The organism is Verrucosispora sp. WMMD703, from assembly GCF_049178935.1.
Classification (GTDB): Bacteria; Actinomycetota; Actinomycetes; order Mycobacteriales; family Micromonosporaceae; genus Micromonospora; species Micromonospora sediminimaris.
Genome location: NZ_JBMHMM010000004.1, coordinates 4,000,107 through 4,016,354 on the forward strand (window position 1 = coordinate 4,000,107; position 16,248 = coordinate 4,016,354).

A 16,248-nucleotide genomic window follows, 5' to 3' on the forward strand; every position below is an offset into this window, starting at 1 on the left:
CGCCGCCGCGGCGACCGGACGTGTTCACGAGGTCGCGGTCACCAGCGGCTGCCAGTCGGTGTAGACCGGGTCCAGGCCGCCCCCGAGGAACAGTCGGCGCATCTCCGAGCGCTTGACCTTGCCGCTCGTGGCACGCCGGACGCCGCCCCGGCGCAGCAGGACGGTTCCGCCGGGGCGGACGCTGAACTCGCGGGTGAGCGTACGCGTGATCTCGTCGGCCAGATGGCGCAGCCGGTCCTCGGACGGCCGCCCGTTGACCTCGGAGACCACGACCAGGGCGTTGCCGGACCCGGATCCGTCGAGCGGTACCGTGAAGACCGCACCGATGATGCCCAGACCGGGGATCTGCGCCCGCAACGCCCGCTCGATCTCCTGCGGGTAGAGGCAGCGTCCATCCACGACGAGCAGTTCGGCTGTCCGCCCGGTCAAATACAGCTCGCCCTCGTGCATGGTGCCGAGGTCCCCCGTGCGGACGTAGCCGTCGACCGTGACCGTCCGGTCGGTCGCGGCCTCGTCGCGCCAGTAGCCACGGGAAACGCCGGGGCCGCGTACCCAGATCTCGCCGATCGTCCCGGCCGGCAGCGCCGCACCGGTGCTCGGGTCAGCGACCAGCACCTCGACGTCGCGGGGTGCGCCGCAGCTGACCACGCCCGGACCCGCGTCGGTGGGAGTGAACCGGTGCCGCTCCAACCCATGCTCGTCGACCCTGGTCACGACGGCCTTGCGGAACGGGTCCGCCGAGACCAGCAGCGTCGCCTCGGACAGGCCGTAGCAGGGGCACACCACATCGTCGCGCAGCCCGGCCGGAGCGAACCGCTTGGCGAACGCCTCCAGCGTCTCGGCGTGCACCCGTTCCGCCCCGTTGACTCCGATGCGCCACCGGGACAGGTCCAGCCCGCTCAGTTGGCTGTCGGTGACCCTGGCGCGACACATCTCGAAGGCGAAATCCGGGGCGGCGGAGACATGGATGTCGTACTTGTCGATCATGCGTAGCCAGCGGTGCGGCTGGCGGATGAAGGCGGCCGGGTGCATCAGTACGCAGCCGCCGCCCACCAGCAGCGCAGGCATCAGGTGACCGAAGAGTCCCATGGCGTGGTGCAGCGGGACCCAGCCGCCGAGCCTGGTCTCGGCGGTCAGCCCATACACGCGGCGCTGGCTCTCCATGTTGTGCAGGAGGTTGCCGTGGCTGACCGGCACGCCCCGGGGCTCGCCGGTGGTGCCCGAGGTGTACTGGATGATGGCGAGCGTGTCGTGGCCCAGCTCGCTCGGTGACCATGACTCCGCCTCCGGTACGGCCGCCTCGTCGGTGGCCAGCAGGGGTAGGTAGCTCAGCCCGACCGACTGCGCCCACGCCATGACGGCGGAGCGGTTGACCGTGTCGGTCAGTACCACCGACACCCCGGCGTTCTCCGCGATACCTCGGGCGCGTGACCGCTCATGGGGATACCGGCCCGGCAGCGGTGCCGGCACTGCGATCATCCCGGCGTAGAGACAACCCACGAGGGCCGCGGCGAAGTCGAAGCCGGTGGGATACAGCAGCAACACCCGGTCGCCGGCCGGGTAACGGGCCCGTAGCCAGGCCCCGATCTTCCTTGCTTCGGCATCCAGCTGGGCGAACGACCAGCGCCGATCGCCGTCCGCATGATCGATGTCATCGACAACGATCAGCGCGGTGCGCTCGGGTGTCGCACGGGCGTGCCCACGGATCACGGCGGTGGCACTCGCGGTGAGCGACAGATCCATCATTGCCCCGGTTCCTCTCCCTGCCGTGTGCACGAACCGCAAGCACCACGAATGACCCGTCGAGGCGCTCCAGGAAGTCAGCGAACGACGGAAGACGCGTCGGTTGCGTCAGGTGCCGTCGATTCTGCGGAGAATCGCATGGATCAGCAGGCTAGCACCGGCCGGGCGGGCCATCCACCAAACCATCGCCACTGCTGAGAAATGCATACCCCGAGTATTAGAAACACATTTGGATGCAATGCCTCCCACACTGGAGATTCGCCAGCATAAAGCCGCCTTTTACCGCAAGGAAAGGTTTCGTAAAGAAATCCGACCGGAGTGTGCTGATTGGACCCGGGGCCCCCTCCCGTCCCACTCAGATCCAGTGCGACTCCCGGGCGATCCGCAGCGCGTCGATCCGGTTGCGCGCATTCAGCTTCGCGACGACCGACGACAGGTAGTTACGCACCGTGCCGTCGGAGAGGCGCAGCCGAGCCGCGATCTCGCCGACGGTGTCCCCCTGATAGACGTGGGTGAGTACCGAGAGCTCGCGTGGCGTGAGTGGGCAGTCCCCATTGCCCAGGGCGGCCACCGTGAGCTCCGCGTCGAAGACGCGCTCGCCGAGGTGAACGCGGCGGATCGCGTCGAAGAACTGGCGCGGTGGAACATCGCGCTGCACCAGCCCCGCGATCTCTCCCGCGAAGGCCCGGCGCACGACCGGCCGGGTGAAGGAGGTCGCGAGCAGCATGCTCCGGCACCCCGGGGTGCTCGCCACCTTCTCGGCGAACGCGACCGCGTCGCTCTCCTCGCGCTGAAAGCTGATGATCACCACGTCGGGCCGATGCAGCTCGGCGAAATCCAACGCGTCCAAATAGTTACTCATGGATCCGACGACGCAGAACTCCTCCTCCTGCCCCAAGAGGGCAGTGAGCGCAAAACGGGACAGATGCAGAACGTCGGACACGAGCACGTCGATTGCCACTTATTCCCTCCAGACGGTTCCCCGACCGCGCCGTTGGGGGCCCAGCGCGCACCCTCGACGTCATAATGTCACACGCGTACGAAAATCTGAAGGTCGATATCTGACAGCGCCGGACGTGCAATTTGCTACCACTGTGGACATTCACTGGATCAAGATTGCGACAAGCATGACAGTGTCAAATTCGCGATAGTTGTCCGGCCTTCGGCCGATCGGACCAGGAAGGTCGTCGGGATCGCGGCGCTTCGACCGGAGACGGTGGCGGACAGCGCGCCACGTCGCCTGTCGGCGTCCGAGTCAGGGGAGGCGATTCGCTACCTGACGGTCCGGTACGCGCATCCGCCACGCGTCGGTGATCAGCTCGTCGAGCCGTTCGACGGTGACCTCGGCCAGACGCACCATGACCAGGGGTAGCCCGTCGTAGGCGGGGGTGGTGAAGAACAGCGCCGGCTCGCCGAGGAGCAGTGCCTGCTTCTCGGCCTCGTCGCCGACGTACAACACGGCGATGTCGGTGCGGATGACGCGCGGCTTGCCCGGTCGGCGCTCGGGATAGGACCAGACGAAGCCCTTGTCCGCGACCCGGAAGTCGAAGCCGTCACTGTCGATCTCCACTGCGTGCGGTAGCGCCAGGGCCAACCGGCGTACGTCGCAGGCGTCAGCCATCGCCTCCCCCTGAGCTCACCCATCGCGGCATGCCGAGAGGTTAGCCGCTGACTCCGACATCGACACCGCGTCGGGCATCTCCCCTGCTCGCGGGCCGGTTAACGCGGACTGCCGCGAGAGCGGCGGCGGACGGGACCATCCGCAGGTCGCTGCCCGCAGACACCGGCCGGCGGCCCACCGCCTCATCGGGCTCGGCGGGCCGCCGTGCCAGCTCAAGCGTCGGGCCAGCTCAGGCATCGGGCCAGCTCAGGCGTCGGGCCAGCTCAGGGGTCCCGGGTCGAGGTCTCTAACGGGCCAGCGCCTTCTCCAGCTCCGCCTTCGACATCGACGAGCGGCCCTTGACGCCACGCTTCTTCGCCTCGTTGTACAGCTGTTCCTTGGTGCGCCCGCCGGCGCCACGGTGCGAACGCTTGCCGCCGCGGTGGCCGGACGAGACGTCGCCGAGCGACGATCGGCTCGCGGTCCGCGCCTCACCGGAGCGGGCCCGCTCCTTGTTTACCGTACGGGCCGCGATCTCCTCGGCCCGGCTGGTGGACACGCCACGCTTCTTGGCACTGGCCTTGACGTGCTCGTACTGCCGTTCTCTTTTCGGGCTGGATCCCGCGGGCATGGAGTGCCTCCCTCCACCGACAGTGTTCACCGCTCAGGTGCCCCACCGTCGGACGCCGAAACACTCGCGGACCCGCCGCAGCACCGGGGCGGCGGGACGCACGATGTCCGCCCCGCCGCCCGGGATGCCGATGACTCAGGAGGTGAACTTGTCCAGCGCCAACTCGATGGCACCGCTGTCCGGCTGGGCGTACGCCCGCATGGTCTCCTTGTTGTAGGAGATGAAGCTCGGGCACCGCACCGCCGGGGCGTTGACCCGCCCGCCCTCACCGATCTTCTCGCCGGTCTTGGCTGCGTAGAAGGTCAGCGTGTAGCGCGAGGAGACGTAGTCGACGGTCACCTGCTTGTCGTCGCGGTCCTTGTACTGGCACTTGCGGGGCGTACCCTCGCTGCCCTGCTCGAAGGTGAGGCAGCCGACGACGGAGACCGATGCCCACTCGGCGGTCTTGGCGTAGTAAGGCTTGTCGAAGCCGACCGACTTGCTCAGCCACGACTCCGGACGCTCCGGGGAGTTGGCGAACGTGTAGACCTTGGTGCCCTTGGCCCCGGTGTAGGGCGCGGCGTTGAGGATCGGGCTGCCTTCGCAGACGGCGGACATGTCGCTGGAGTTGCGGGCGGTGACCGCGTTGTTGTTGTCCGGCTGCTCCTCCGCCGGTGGCGCGATCGACGGCGCGTCGGTCGGTGCACCGGGCGCGTCGCTCTGCTGGCCCGCGACCGGCTCACCCTCGTCGTCACCGGCCAGCACGAAGAAGCCGATGACGCCGCCGCAGGCGACAAGCACCGCCATCACGGCGGCACCGATCCCCAGACCGAGCCAGAGGCCCTTGTTCGAGGACTTCTTCGGCTGCGTCGTCCCGTACGCCGGGGGTGGCGGCGGCACCGGCGCCCCGTACGGCGACGGGTAGCCGGCCGGGGTGACCGGCGAGCCCGGCGGACCGACCGGAGAGCCGGGTGGTGTGCCCCAGGGGGCGGCGTTCGGATCCGGCTGTTGCCCACCGTACGGAGGGTGGCTGTCACTCATCTGATGCCCTTGTCGAAGTCGAGAGGTTACCTGGCCGATGATCACAGTCAGGGTAGTGAGCAGCGCAAGTCCGAACGCCATCGACTCCCCGACCACCCAGCCGGCGGACGTCGGAGCGCGGGTTACCGGTGTGCCGACACCGCGCGGCGGGTACCTGTCGGACACCGGAGAGGAGGACGAGATGACGACCGACCCGAGGTACACGCCGATCGCAATGACCGGGACCGGCAAGCTGATCGACGACGACGGCGACACCGGCACCGAACTGGTCGGCGCGGACGACGCGGCGGCCGATGCCGTACGAGCCGGCGCCGACATCGACCTGGCAGCGGCAGAACGGGACACCGATCCGACTCCCGTCGGCGCTGCCGATGCCGAAGCCGACCGACGACGGGCCGCCGGCGAGGACTGAGTCGGCCCCTGTACCGAACTGTGGCCCCGAGACGTCGTCCCGGGGCCACAGTTGGTTACAGCCTTCGATGTATCGAAATATTGCGTCATCGTTTCGAAGCCACGTAGGCTGCCGTGGGAGCGCTCCCGGCCTCCTCGTCGCTGCCGCCGGAGTGCCGTGCCCCCACCACCACGACCAGATTGCGATGGTCCACCATGAAGCAACCTCCGCGCCGGCTGCGGCGCCTGTTGGTCGCGGCCGGCGCCGTCGGCGCATTGACCCTCGGCGCGTTGACGGCCCTGCCCACCACCAACGCGATGGCCGCCACCGGCTGTTCCGTGACCTACACGACGAACAGCTGGTCCGGCGGGTTCACCGCGAGCGTCACCGTCACCAACCTCGGCGACCCGGTCAACGGCTGGACGCTCGGCTTCAGCTTCCCCGACAGCGGCCAGCGGCTCACCCAGGGGTGGTCGGCTACCTGGAGTCAGAGTGGCAGCTCCGTCACCGCGCAGAGCGCGAGCTGGAACGGTTCGCTCGGCACCGGCGCCAGCACCAACATCGGCTTCAACGGCAGTTTCACCGGCGCCAACCCGTCACCGAGTTCGTTCACGCTCAACGGCACCGTGTGCACGGGCTCGACCACGCCGACCACTCCCCCGCCGCCCACCACCCCGCCGCCGACGACGCCGCCACCCACCACGCCCCCGCCCGGCGGTCAGACCCCGGTGGCCATCAACGGGCAGCTGCGGGTGTGCGGGGTCAACCTCTGCAACCAGTACGGTCGACCGATCCAGCTGCGCGGCATGAGCAGCCACGGCATCCAGTGGTTCGGCAACTGCTACAACCCGGCCTCGCTCGACGCGCTCGCCACCGACTGGCGCGCCGACCTGTTCCGCATCGCCATGTACGTGCAGGAGCAGGGCTACGAGACCGACCCAGCCGGCTTCACCAACCGGGTCAACAACCTGGTCGAGGAGGCCACCCGGCGCGGCATGTATGCAATGATCGACTTCCACCTGCTCACCCCGGGTGACCCGATGTACAACCTGGAGCGGGCCAAGACCTTCTTCGCCGCCGTCTCCGCCCGGCACGCCGCGAAGAACAACGTGATCTACGAGATCGCCAACGAACCCAACGGGGTGAGCTGGTCGACCATCAAGAACTACGCCGACCAGGTGATCCCGGTGATCCGGGCCAACGACCCGGACGCGGTGGTCATCGTGGGCACCCGCGCCTGGTCCTCGCTGGGCGTCTCCGAGGGCGCCAACCACACCGAGATCGTCAACAACCCGGTGAACGCCAGCAACGTCATGTACGCGTTCCACTTCTACGCCGCGTCGCACAAGGACAACTACCGCGCCGAGGTAGAGCGGGCCGCCGCCAGGCTGCCGCTGTTCGTCACGGAGTTCGGCACGGTGGACTACACCGGTGACGGGGGCGTCGACCTGACCAGCAGCGCCCAGTGGCTCGACCTGCTCGACCGGCTGAAGATCGGCTACGCGAACTGGACCTTCTCCGACAAGGCCGAGGGCAGCGCCGCGTTGCGACCGGGCACCTGCAACGGCAGCTCCTACACCGGCACCTCAATGCTCACCACCTCCGGGGCGTTCATGCGCGAGCGCATCCGCACCCCGGACAACTTCCCCACCAGCTGATCCGAGCGCACCACCACCACGCGGCCCCGGCGGTTCACCGCCGGGGCCGCACTGGTGCGCAGGCTCAGCGCACGTCGGACACCGGGCCGATCAGCGAATCGGCCGGCCCGGCGGATCCCGCCCGGTACTCCTGTAGCGGCACCGCACCGGCCTTCCAGGCAGCCAGCACCGGCTCCACGATGCGCCAGCACTCCTCGGCGACGTCGCCGCGAACCGACAGGGTCGGATCGCCGTCGAAGGCGCCGCGCAGCACCTCGCCGTACGCGGGCAGGTCGCCGGGGCCGAAGTCCGCCGTCAGGTTCGCCTGTTCCAACTCGAAGGGATTCCCGGGACCGTTGATGTTGAGATCCAGGCCGAGCCGATCGGGTCCGAAGCCGATCCGGAGCCGGTCGGGCCGTTCGTAGCCGGTCAACCCGTCGGGCACCCGGGTCGGCTGCTTGAAGGTGATGATCGCCTCCTTGCGTACGGCGTCCACCGCCTTGCCTGAGCGCAGCCGGAACGGCACTCCCGCCCAGCGCCAGTTGTCCACCGTGACCGCAAGTTCCGCGAGCGTCTCCGTGCCCCGCGCGGGATCGACACCGGGCTCGTCGGCGTAGTTCGGCAGCCGCCGCCCGTCGATCTCTCCCGCGGTGTACCGGCCCCGCCGGCTGGCCACCGCCGGATCGTCGTGCCACAGCCGGGTGGCCCGCAGCACCTGCGCCTGGCGTCCCCGCAGTTCCTCGGCCCGCAGCGTCGGCGGCGGATCCATGGCGAGCAGGGCCAGCACCTGGAGCAGGTGGGACTGCACCATGTCCACCAGCGCCCCGGCACGGTCGTAGTAGCCCGCCCGCCCTTCCAGGCCGAGCGTCTCGTCGAAGACGATGTCCACGCAGGCCACGTGCGACGAGTTGAGTACGGGCTCGAAGATCCGGTTGGCGAAGCGCAGGCCGAGCAGGTTGAGCACCGTCGACTTGCCGAGGAAGTGGTCGATCCGGTGGACCTGGCCCTCCGGTACGAGGGTGGCCAGCAGCTCGTTGAGCGAGCGGGCCGAGATCCGATCGACTCCGAAGGGCTTCTCCAGCATCAGCCGGGTGCCGGGAGGCACACCGATCCGGGCCAGCGCGGCGGCCGAGCGGGCCGTCACCAGCGGCGGCAGCGCAAAGAAGATCACCAACGGCCCGGTGCAGCAGCCCAGCAGCGACCGCAGGTCCTCCTCGCGCGTCACGTCGGCCGGCACGTAGCGGGTCTGCTGGATCACCTCGGACTCCACCGGACCCACCGCGCCGACGGTGCCGAAGGAGTCGGCCACCCGGCGCCGCCAGCGCTCGTCGTCCCAGCCGTCCATGCCGCTGCCGATCAGCCGCAACCCGGGGACAGCTCCGGTGGCCAGCAACCGGCCGAGCCCGGGCAGCAGCAAACGCCCGGTCAGGTCACCGCTGGCGCCGAGCACCAGCAGTGTCTGCCGTACGCCGGTGGCGGCGGCGGGTTCTGCGGGGACAGCTGCGGGGGCGCTCGATGCCGGCGTCGTCATGCCACCACCATGCCCTGTCCCGGCGACCGGCACGCACCGGACCCCGTGGACTCGCCGACTGTTCGCGCACCGCACCCAGGTCCGTGCGGATCGTCACCCCGGTGGTGTCCGGCGATCCCACCGGTCGTGGTGTCGGGCTGGCGAGCCGATCTTCATGTGGCAGTCTGGTCTCACCGGCGGCCGGGACGAGGCCGGCGGTGAGTCCGACCCCTGCGAGGAGACGATCGATCCGATGGCTGCGGACGTCACCAGCACCGACGAGTGGCAGGCCCTGCGCAAGCACGCCGACGAGATCCGCGGGACACACCTGCGGGAGCTGTTCGCCACCGATCACGAACGGGGCCGGCGGCTGACCGTCGAGGTGGCCGACCTCTACGTCGACTACAGCAAGAACCTGGTCACCGACGAGACGTTGCGCCTGCTGACCGCCCTGGCCGAGCGGGTCGGGCTGACCGACCGGATCGCCGCCATGTTCGCCGGTGCCCACATCAACAGCACCGAGGATCGCGCGGTGCTGCACACCGCGCTGCGGCTGCCGTCCAGCGCCACGCTCACCGTCGACGGGCAGGACGTGGCAGCCGACGTGCACGCGGTGCGGCAACGGATGGCCGAGTTCGCCGAGAAGGTGCGCTCCGGGCAGTGGCGCGGGCACACCGGCGAAAGGATCCGCACCGTGGTCAACATCGGTATCGGCGGCTCCGACCTGGGGCCGGTGATGGCGTACGAAGCGTTGAAGGCGTACCGCGACGGCGGTCTGAGCTGCCGCTTCGTGTCGAACATCGATCCCACCGACATTCACGACACCACCGCCGACCTGGACCCGGCCACCACGTTGTTTGTGGTGGTGTCGAAGACCTTCTCCACGCAGGAGACCCTGGCCAACGCAGAGCAGGCCCGGCGCTGGCTGCTGGCCGGCCTCGACGCCGATGCCGACGCGGTGGCCCGCCACTTCGTCGCGGTCAGCACCAACGCCCAGCGGGTGGCGGATTTCGGCATCGACCCGGCCAACATGTTCGGCTTCTGGGACTGGGTCGGCGGCCGGTACTCGCTGCCCTCGGCGGTGGGACTGTCGGTGATGCTGTCCATTGGGCCGGCGCGCTTCGACGAGATGCTGGCCGGCTACCACGCCGTGGATGAGCACTTCCGTACCGCGCCGCTGGCAGCCAACGCGCCGGTCCTGCTCGGCCTGCTCAACGTCTGGTACACCAACTTCCTGGGCGCGCAGACCCATGCGGTGCTGCCGTACTCGCAGTACCTGCACCGGTTCCCCGCCTACCTGCAACAGCTGACCATGGAGAGCAACGGCAAGTCGGTCCGCACCGACGGGCAGCCCGTGTCGTACGACACCGGGGAGATCTTCTGGGGCGAGCCCGGGACCAACGGCCAGCACGCCTTCTACCAACTGCTGCACCAGGGCACCCGGCTGGTGCCGGCGGACTTCATCGCCTTCAGCGAGCCCAACCACGACATCGGCGACATGCACGACCTGTTCATGTCGAACTTCTTCGCCCAGACCGCAGCCCTGGCCTTCGGTCGGACCGCCGAGCAGGTCGCGGCCGAGGGGACTGCCGCCGACCTCGTGCCGCACCGGGTGATGGCCGGCAACCACCCGACCACGTCGATCGTGGCCGACCGACTCACCCCGGCCACGCTCGGGCAACTCGTCGCCCTCTACGAGCACATCGTGCTCACCGAGGGCGCGATCTGGGACATCAACCCGTTCGACCAGTGGGGTGTTGAGCTGGGGAAGGTGATGGCCAACCAGCTCGCTCCGCTGCTCACCGGCGACCAGGCCGACCTGACCGAGCTGGACTCCTCCACCGCCGCCCTGATCCGGCGCTACCGCGTCCAGCGCCAGCGGGACTGAGCCCGGGAACCGTCCGAACGCTGCGTGAGCCGTGACTGGCCTGAGCGTTGAGGAGGCGATCACCCGCGCCCACCAGGAGGAGTGGGCGCGGGTGGTCGCCAGCCTCGCGCGCCGCTTCGGTGACCTCGATGTCGCCGAGGACGCGACGGCCGAGGCGTTCGTGGCGGCCGTCGAACGGTGGCCGCGCGAGGGCGTACCACCCAGTCCCGGCGGTTGGCTCGCCACCACCGCCGCCCGCAGGGCAATCGATCGACTCCGTCGCGAGTCGCAGCGCGAGGCCAAGCACCGGGCGGCCCGGATCGTCCACGACGACTCCCCGGCCGAGCCGACCGGCGGGGTCGAGGACGACCGGCTCAGGCTGGTCTTCACCTGCTGCCACCCGGCGCTCGCGATGCAGGCCCGGGTGGCGCTGACGCTGCGCCTGCTCGGCGGCCTCACCGTCGGCGAGATCGCCCGCGCCTTCCTGGTTCAGGAGACCACGATGGCGCGACGGATCACCCGCGCCAAGGTGAAGATCAAGGCGGCACACATTCCCTACCGGGTGCCCTCGCCCGACGACATCCGCGAACGGCTCGTCGGTGTGCTCGCGGTCGTCTACCTCGTCTTCAACGAGGGCTACCTCGCCAGCGCGGGGGACGAGGCGGTACGCGTCGACCTCAGCGACGAGGCGATCCGCCTCGGCCGGCTGCTCCGGACCCTTCTCCCCCACGACGGTGAGGTGGCCGGCCTGCTCGCCCTGATGCTGCTCACCGACGCCCGGCGATCGGCGCGCGTGTCCCGCACCGGGGAGCTGGTGACCCTCGATGAGCAGGACCGCAACGCCTGGGACCGCGATCGGATCGCCGAGGGCAACGCGCTGCTCCACGAACGGATCAAGGTGGTGGCCGCGGGCGGTGACCCACCCGGGCCCTACCAGTTGCAGGCCGCGATCAACGCGGTCCACACGAATGCCCCCTCCAGCCGGGAAACCGACTGGTCCAGCCTCCTCGCCCTCTACGACCAGCTGACGCTGCTCGACCCCTCGCCGATCGTGCGGCTCAACCGGGCGGTCGCCGTCGCCGAGGTCGGCGGCCCCGCGGTCGGCCTCGCTGAGATCGAACCACTCGTCGCGGCCCTCGACGGCTACCACGCCTTCCACGCCGCCCGAGCCGACCTGCTGCGACGGCTCGGACGCGACGGCGACTCACGGGTGGCGTACGACCGGGCCATCGGACTTGCCGGCAACCCTGCCGAGCGGGCCTATCTCACCCGCCGCCGCGACCTGCTCGCCGGCTGACCGGTGGGAAAAATCTTCTGGCACCTTGTCGGATGGGCGGCGGGTCGCTCGTAGATGAGGTGAGAGGCGGCCGGAGGAGGCCGCCGGGACATGGGAGCTACGCGATGGCGCGGTACTTGATCTCGTTCAACGATGGCGCGATGGACCACATCCCCGACGAGGATTGGCCCAACGTGGGCAAGGCCGCGCACGCGGTGACCCAGGAGGCCGTGAACGCCGGGGTGTTCGTGTTCGGCGCCGGACTGCAACGGCAGCGGGCGAGCGTCGTGGCCACGGACGGGCTGGTGACCGATGGCCCGTACCCGGAGACCAAGGAGGTCATCGGCGGATTCATGGTCGTCGACGTAGCCGCACGCGAGGAGGCGCTGGCGTGGGCCGCCAAGATCGCCGTCGCCTGCCGCTGTGCGCAGGAGGTGCGGCAGCTCATGCCGGACCCGGAAACAGACGAGATGCTCCGCCAGGCCGGCAGGCGAGGCTGACCTTCCGCCGTTCGGTTGTCTTTCGGTCCGTTCTGGCCCAATGGGTCACGTGCGGGTGCCCGGACTCCCCCCGTTGTCCGGGCCCCCGCGTCACGACGACGCGACCGAGGAGCACAGCCCATGCGGAGCACCATCAACAGCGCCACCGTGAGCGAGCTGGACGCCCCAGGCGAGCACGCCGACCACACCCGGCTGCTGGAGCGGACCCTGTTCGAGGTGAAGCGGGTGATCGTCGGCCAGGATCGGCTGGTGGAGCGGCTGCTGACCGCGTTGCTCGCCCGGGGCCACTGCCTGCTGGAAGGGGTGCCCGGCGTGGCCAAGACCCTCGCCGCGGAGACCCTGGCCACGGCGGTGGGCGGCAGCTTCGCCCGGATCCAGTTCACTCCTGACCTGGTGCCGTCGGACCTGCTCGGCACCCGGATCTACCGAGCCTCGACCGAGACGTTCGACGTCGAGCTGGGGCCGGTCATGGCCAACCTGGTCCTCGCCGACGAGATCAACCGGGCCCCGGCCAAGGTGCAGTCGGCGCTGTTGGAGGTGATGGCCGAGGGACATGTCTCGATCGGTGGGCGGACGTACCCGGTCCCCACCCCGTTCCTGGTGCTGGCCACCCAGAACCCGATCGAGTCCGAGGGCGTCTACCAACTGCCCGAGGCCCAACGGGACCGCTTCCTGATGAAGGTCGTGGTCGACTATCCGACCGACGACGAGGAACTGGGCATCCTTTACCGGATGGGCACCGGCACCCCGGCCGCCCGGCCGGTGCTGGACCCGACTCGGCTGGTGGCGTTGCAGGCCCGGGCCCGCGAGGTCTTCGTCCACCACGCTCTGGCCGAGTACGTCGTACGGCTGGTGCTGGCCACCCGCGATCCGCGCCGGTTCGGGCTACCGGACGTGGCCGCGCAGCTGGCGTACGGTGCCAGCCCCCGCGCCACCCTCGGTCTGATCGCCGCCGCCCGGGCCCTGGCGTTGCTGCGTGGCCGGGACTACGTGCTCCCCGCCGACGTACGGGAGATCGCCGGCGACGTGCTCGCCCACCGGCTGGTCCTCTCCTTCGACGCGGTCGCCGACGACGTCGACCCCGACGAACTGGTACGGCAGGTCGTCGAGGCGGTGCCGCCCCCGCAGATCGCTCCCGCCCAGGAAACCCAGGGGCCAGGTCTGGGGACGGCGGCATGAACGAGAACGCGACGAGCCTCGGGCACCTGGCGCCGCAGCGTCGGCTGCGCCGGCTGGAACTGACCATCACCCGCCGGCTCGACGGGTTGCTGCACGGGCAGCACCTGGGCCTGCTGCCCGGCCCGGGCAGCGAACCGGCGGGCAGCCGGGAGTATCGCCCCGGCGAGGACGAGGTACGGCGGATGGACTGGTCGGTTACCGCGCGGACGACCGTGCCGCACGTGCGTACCGTCGACGCCGACCGGGAGCTGACCACCTGGGCGTTGGTGGACGCGACGCCCAGCATGGACTTCGGCACCGCCGAGTTGGAGAAGCGCGAGCTGGCGGTGGCGGCCGTCGCTGCCGTCGGGTTCCTCACCGCGGGCTCCGGCAACCGGCTCGGCGCGCATCTGCTCGGCGACGCCGGCGTGCGCCGCTTCCCCGCCCGCACCGGCCGGTATCACCTGCTCAGCCTGCTGCGCACCCTGTTGGAGGTGCCACGCGGCCGGCCGGCCAGCGACCCTGTGCCGCTGGCCGAGGCCATCGACGGGTTGCGCCGGTCGGCCGGCCGTCGCGGGCTGGCGGTGGTCGTCTCCGACTTCCTGGATGGCCTGCCCGACGAGGGGGTGGCCGGTGCCGGAGGCCGCCCCCCGGACTGGGAGCGACCGCTACGGCGGCTGGCCGCGCGGCACCAGGTGCTCGCGGTCGAGGTCCGCGATCCGCGCGAGCTGGAGCTGCCCGACGTCGGCCTGATCACGTTGCTCGACCCGGAGAGCGGGCGACGGCGCGAGGTCGCCACCGGCAGCCGCCGGCTGCGCGACCGTTACGCGGCGGCCGCCGCCGCGCAACGGCTGGCCGTGGCGCGGGCGCTGCGCCGGGCCGGCGCGGCGCAGCTACCGCTGAGCACCGACCGGGACTGGATCGCCGACATCGTCCGGCACGTCCACGCCCAGCGCCGGCTGGCCCGGGCGACCCGACCGACGAACGGAGGCGCCGCGTGAGCTGGGAGTCCCCCGAACGGCTGTGGCTGTTGGCCGGGGTTGCCGCCCTGGTGGTCGGGTACCTGCTGCGTCAGCGCCGACACAGCCGGTACGCCGTGCGGTTCACCAACCTGCGCCTGCTGGACAAGGTGGCGCCCACCCGCCCGGCGTGGCGCCGGCACGTACCGGCCGGGCTGTTCGTCGCGATGCTGGCGCTGCTGGTGGTCGGCTTCGCCCGCCCGACCGACGAGGTACGGGTGCCGCGGGAACGGGCCACCGTCATCGTGGCCGTCGACGTGTCCCGGTCCATGCTCGCCGACGACGTACCGCCGGACCGGCTGCTCGCGGCCCGGGAAGCGGCCCGCGAGTTCGTGGCCGACCTGCCGGCGGAGTTCAACGTCGGGCTGGTGGCCTTCGCCGGCAGCGCGTCGGTGCTGGTCGCACCGGGCGGCGACCGGGAGTCGGTCACCGCCGGCATCGACCAGCTCGACGAGGGTGTCACCGGCCTACAGGGAACGGCGATCGGCGAGGCCATCCATGCCTCGCTGGAATCGATCCGCACCCTGGACGCGCAGGCAGCGGAGGATCCGCCGCCGGCACGGGTGGTGGTGCTCTCCGACGGGGCGAACACCTCGGGAAGGGACCCGGCGCAGGCTGCCGCCGACGCGGTGCAGGCGGGCGTACCTGTTGACACCATCTCCTTCGGTACCCCCGACGGTCGCATCGGTGGCGGCCAGTCGGTCCCGGTCGACGGGGAAACCCTGCGTGCCGTCGCCGAGCAGGCCGGCGGCGGCTACTACGAGGCGGGCAGTGGCGACGAGTTACGTGCCGCGTACGCCGACATCGGCTCGTCGGTCGGTCACCGGCTGGAGCGTCAGGACGTGTCGGCGCGGTTCATCGGCGCCGGCCTGGTGCTCGCCCTGCTGGCCGCCGCCGGCTCCCTGTTCTGGTTCTCCCGACTGCCCTGACGGCCGTCCTACGGACCTCTTCGAGGAGGGACATCGCATGCACAGCACGATTCCGGGGTTGGGTGAGCCGCGCGGACCACGCTTCGTCTCGCCTGCCCTGTCGACCGACGATCAGCCGACCGGGTCCACTCCGGTCGCGCCGATCCCGGGCGCGCTGACCGGGCCCGACGACCCGGCACACGGCCTGGCGGACCAGAGCGCGGAAACGGACTCCGGTGCGTCGCGCTGGCCCCGGCTGCTGCTGGCCGGGCTGACCGTGGTGGCGGTGTCGGCCGGCGCCGGCGGCGTCGCCGGGCACCTCACCGCCGGCGACACACCGGCAGCCGACCCGGGAGCCGCGCCGGCCGGTGCGACCGGAAGTACGACCGCCGACCTGGTCACCGCCGCGGACCAGGTGCTTGCCGGGGTGGTGTCGGTGCGGGTGACCAGCGGCGGCCGAGGTGCCTCCGGCTCCGGGTTCCTGATCGACGAGCGGGGGCATGTGGTGACCAACAGCCATGTGGTGGCCGGCGGGGACACCTTCCAGGTGGTCGGCCGGGACGGCCGTCGGCTCACCGCACGGTTGGTCGGCCGTGACCCGGGTACCGACATCGCCGTGCTGCGGGTCGATCCCGGCAACGCGCTGCGCCCGCTACCGCTGGCCTCGGCCGGCCAGACCCGGGTCGGTGAGCCGGTGCTCGCCGTCGGCTCGCCGCTCGGACTCTCCGGCACGGTGACCGCCGGAATCGTCAGCGCGCTGGACCGGCCCGTCCGGCTCGGCGGTGGCGCCCGGCAGCCGGCGGTGCAGACCGACGCGTCCATCAACCCCGGAAACTCCGGCGGCCCACTGGTAAACGGTCGGGGCGAGGTGGTGGGCGTGAACACCGCCATCGCCACGCTGGAGGGCAGCGGCAACATCGGGATCGGTTTCGCCATCCCGGTGGAGCGGGCAGCTCAGGTGGCGCAGGGGCTGATCGCGAGGGGATAA

15 protein-coding genes are annotated in these 16,248 nt (G+C 70.6%); 9 read left to right on the forward strand and 6 right to left on the reverse strand.

The features are described 5' to 3' along the window. Positions 1–24 precede the first annotated feature (24 nt). The 5 genes from ACN26Z_RS18840 to ACN26Z_RS18860 all read right to left on the reverse strand — a co-directional run bounded on the left by ACN26Z_RS18840 (position 25) and on the right by ACN26Z_RS18860 (position 4,994). Entirely contained in the window at positions 25–1,746 is a 1,722-nt protein-coding gene (locus tag ACN26Z_RS18840; RefSeq protein ID WP_282238159.1) for a fatty acyl-AMP ligase, read from the reverse strand. A 352-nt stretch (positions 1,747–2,098) separates the two neighbouring features. Further along, positions 2,099–2,704 (reverse strand): response regulator transcription factor, encoded by a 606-nt coding sequence (locus ACN26Z_RS18845; protein WP_421462604.1) that lies wholly within the window; start codon positions 2,702–2,704, stop codon positions 2,099–2,101. Positions 2,705–2,998: 294 nt separating this feature from the next. Next, positions 2,999–3,364, reverse strand: a complete 366-nt coding sequence (locus ACN26Z_RS18850) for an MmcQ/YjbR family DNA-binding protein (RefSeq protein WP_093406884.1) — start codon at positions 3,362–3,364, stop codon at positions 2,999–3,001. Positions 3,365–3,650: 286 nt separating this feature from the next. Next, complete coding sequence (locus tag ACN26Z_RS18855; RefSeq protein ID WP_421462605.1) at positions 3,651–3,974, reverse strand: plasmid stabilization protein; 324 nt, start codon at positions 3,972–3,974, stop codon at positions 3,651–3,653. 135 nt (positions 3,975–4,109) lie between these two features. After that, positions 4,110–4,994, reverse strand: a complete 885-nt coding sequence (locus ACN26Z_RS18860) for a hypothetical protein (RefSeq protein WP_282238158.1) — start codon at positions 4,992–4,994, stop codon at positions 4,110–4,112. Between the two features lie 55 nt (positions 4,995–5,049). Here ACN26Z_RS18860 and ACN26Z_RS18865 point away from each other — a divergent pair, with 55 nt between their 5' ends. Next, positions 5,050–5,406: a hypothetical protein gene (locus ACN26Z_RS18865; RefSeq protein ID WP_421462606.1), complete on the forward strand. Its 357-nt coding sequence runs from the start codon at positions 5,050–5,052 to the stop codon at positions 5,404–5,406. A gap of 194 nt (positions 5,407–5,600) precedes the next feature. Next, positions 5,601–7,043 carry a cellulase family glycosylhydrolase gene (locus ACN26Z_RS18870; protein WP_421462607.1) on the forward strand — a complete coding sequence of 481 codons (1,443 nt, stop codon included), beginning with the start codon at positions 5,601–5,603 and terminating at the stop codon, positions 7,041–7,043. Positions 7,044–7,107: 64 nt separating this feature from the next. Here ACN26Z_RS18870 and ACN26Z_RS18875 read toward each other — a convergent pair whose 3' ends face one another. Next, on the reverse strand, positions 7,108–8,553 hold the full coding sequence (locus ACN26Z_RS18875; protein WP_396885338.1) for a glucose-6-phosphate dehydrogenase: 1,446 nt from the start codon (positions 8,551–8,553) through the stop codon (positions 7,108–7,110). Between the two features lie 232 nt (positions 8,554–8,785). Here ACN26Z_RS18875 and pgi point away from each other — a divergent pair, with 232 nt between their 5' ends. From pgi to ACN26Z_RS18910, 7 genes are all read left to right on the forward strand, one after another. Further along, complete coding sequence (gene pgi / locus ACN26Z_RS18880) at positions 8,786–10,420, forward strand: glucose-6-phosphate isomerase (RefSeq protein ID WP_421464678.1); 1,635 nt, start codon at positions 8,786–8,788, stop codon at positions 10,418–10,420. A gap of 31 nt (positions 10,421–10,451) precedes the next feature. Continuing rightward, complete coding sequence (locus ACN26Z_RS18885) at positions 10,452–11,696, forward strand: RNA polymerase sigma factor (protein WP_421462608.1); 1,245 nt, start codon at positions 10,452–10,454, stop codon at positions 11,694–11,696. 104 nt (positions 11,697–11,800) lie between these two features. Continuing rightward, positions 11,801–12,175: a YciI family protein gene (locus tag ACN26Z_RS18890; RefSeq protein ID WP_421462609.1), complete on the forward strand. Its 375-nt coding sequence runs from the start codon at positions 11,801–11,803 to the stop codon at positions 12,173–12,175. 120 nt (positions 12,176–12,295) lie between these two features. Next, a complete protein-coding gene (locus ACN26Z_RS18895) occupies positions 12,296–13,354 on the forward strand; it encodes an AAA family ATPase (protein ID WP_093406899.1) in 1,059 nt (352 codons plus the stop codon). Then, on the forward strand, positions 13,351–14,334 hold the full coding sequence (locus ACN26Z_RS18900; RefSeq protein ID WP_282238152.1) for a DUF58 domain-containing protein: 984 nt from the start codon (positions 13,351–13,353) through the stop codon (positions 14,332–14,334). The genes ACN26Z_RS18895 and ACN26Z_RS18900 overlap by 4 nt, the downstream gene beginning before the upstream one ends. Further along, the gene (locus tag ACN26Z_RS18905) at positions 14,331–15,281 is read left to right on the forward strand and encodes a VWA domain-containing protein (RefSeq protein ID WP_282238151.1); all 951 of its coding nucleotides are present in this window, start codon (positions 14,331–14,333) and stop codon (positions 15,279–15,281) included. The genes ACN26Z_RS18900 and ACN26Z_RS18905 overlap by 4 nt, the downstream gene beginning before the upstream one ends. Positions 15,282–15,318: 37 nt before the next feature. Continuing rightward, entirely contained in the window at positions 15,319–16,248 is a 930-nt protein-coding gene (locus ACN26Z_RS18910; RefSeq protein ID WP_421462610.1) for a S1C family serine protease, read from the forward strand.

Coding starts and splice junctions, on each gene's coding strand:
- ACN26Z_RS18840 (WP_282238159.1), bottom strand. CDS start 1,746: ATGATGGATCTGTCGCTCACCGCGAGTGCCACCGCCGTGATCCGTGGG.
- ACN26Z_RS18850 (WP_093406884.1), bottom strand. CDS start 3,364: ATGGCTGACGCCTGCGACGTACGCCGGTTGGCCCTGGCGCTACCGCAC.
- ACN26Z_RS18855 (WP_421462605.1), bottom strand. CDS start 3,974: ATGCCCGCGGGATCCAGCCCGAAAAGAGAACGGCAGTACGAGCACGTC.
- ACN26Z_RS18860 (WP_282238158.1), bottom strand. CDS start 4,994: ATGAGTGACAGCCACCCTCCGTACGGTGGGCAACAGCCGGATCCGAAC.
- ACN26Z_RS18870 (WP_421462607.1), top strand. CDS start 5,601: ATGAAGCAACCTCCGCGCCGGCTGCGGCGCCTGTTGGTCGCGGCCGGC.
- ACN26Z_RS18875 (WP_396885338.1), bottom strand. CDS start 8,553: ATGACGACGCCGGCATCGAGCGCCCCCGCAGCTGTCCCCGCAGAACCC.
- pgi (WP_421464678.1), top strand. CDS start 8,786: ATGGCTGCGGACGTCACCAGCACCGACGAGTGGCAGGCCCTGCGCAAG.
- ACN26Z_RS18890 (WP_421462609.1), top strand. CDS start 11,801: ATGGCGCGGTACTTGATCTCGTTCAACGATGGCGCGATGGACCACATC.
- ACN26Z_RS18895 (WP_093406899.1), top strand. CDS start 12,296: ATGCGGAGCACCATCAACAGCGCCACCGTGAGCGAGCTGGACGCCCCA.
- ACN26Z_RS18900 (WP_282238152.1), top strand. CDS start 13,351: ATGAACGAGAACGCGACGAGCCTCGGGCACCTGGCGCCGCAGCGTCGG.
- ACN26Z_RS18910 (WP_421462610.1), top strand. CDS start 15,319: ATGCACAGCACGATTCCGGGGTTGGGTGAGCCGCGCGGACCACGCTTC.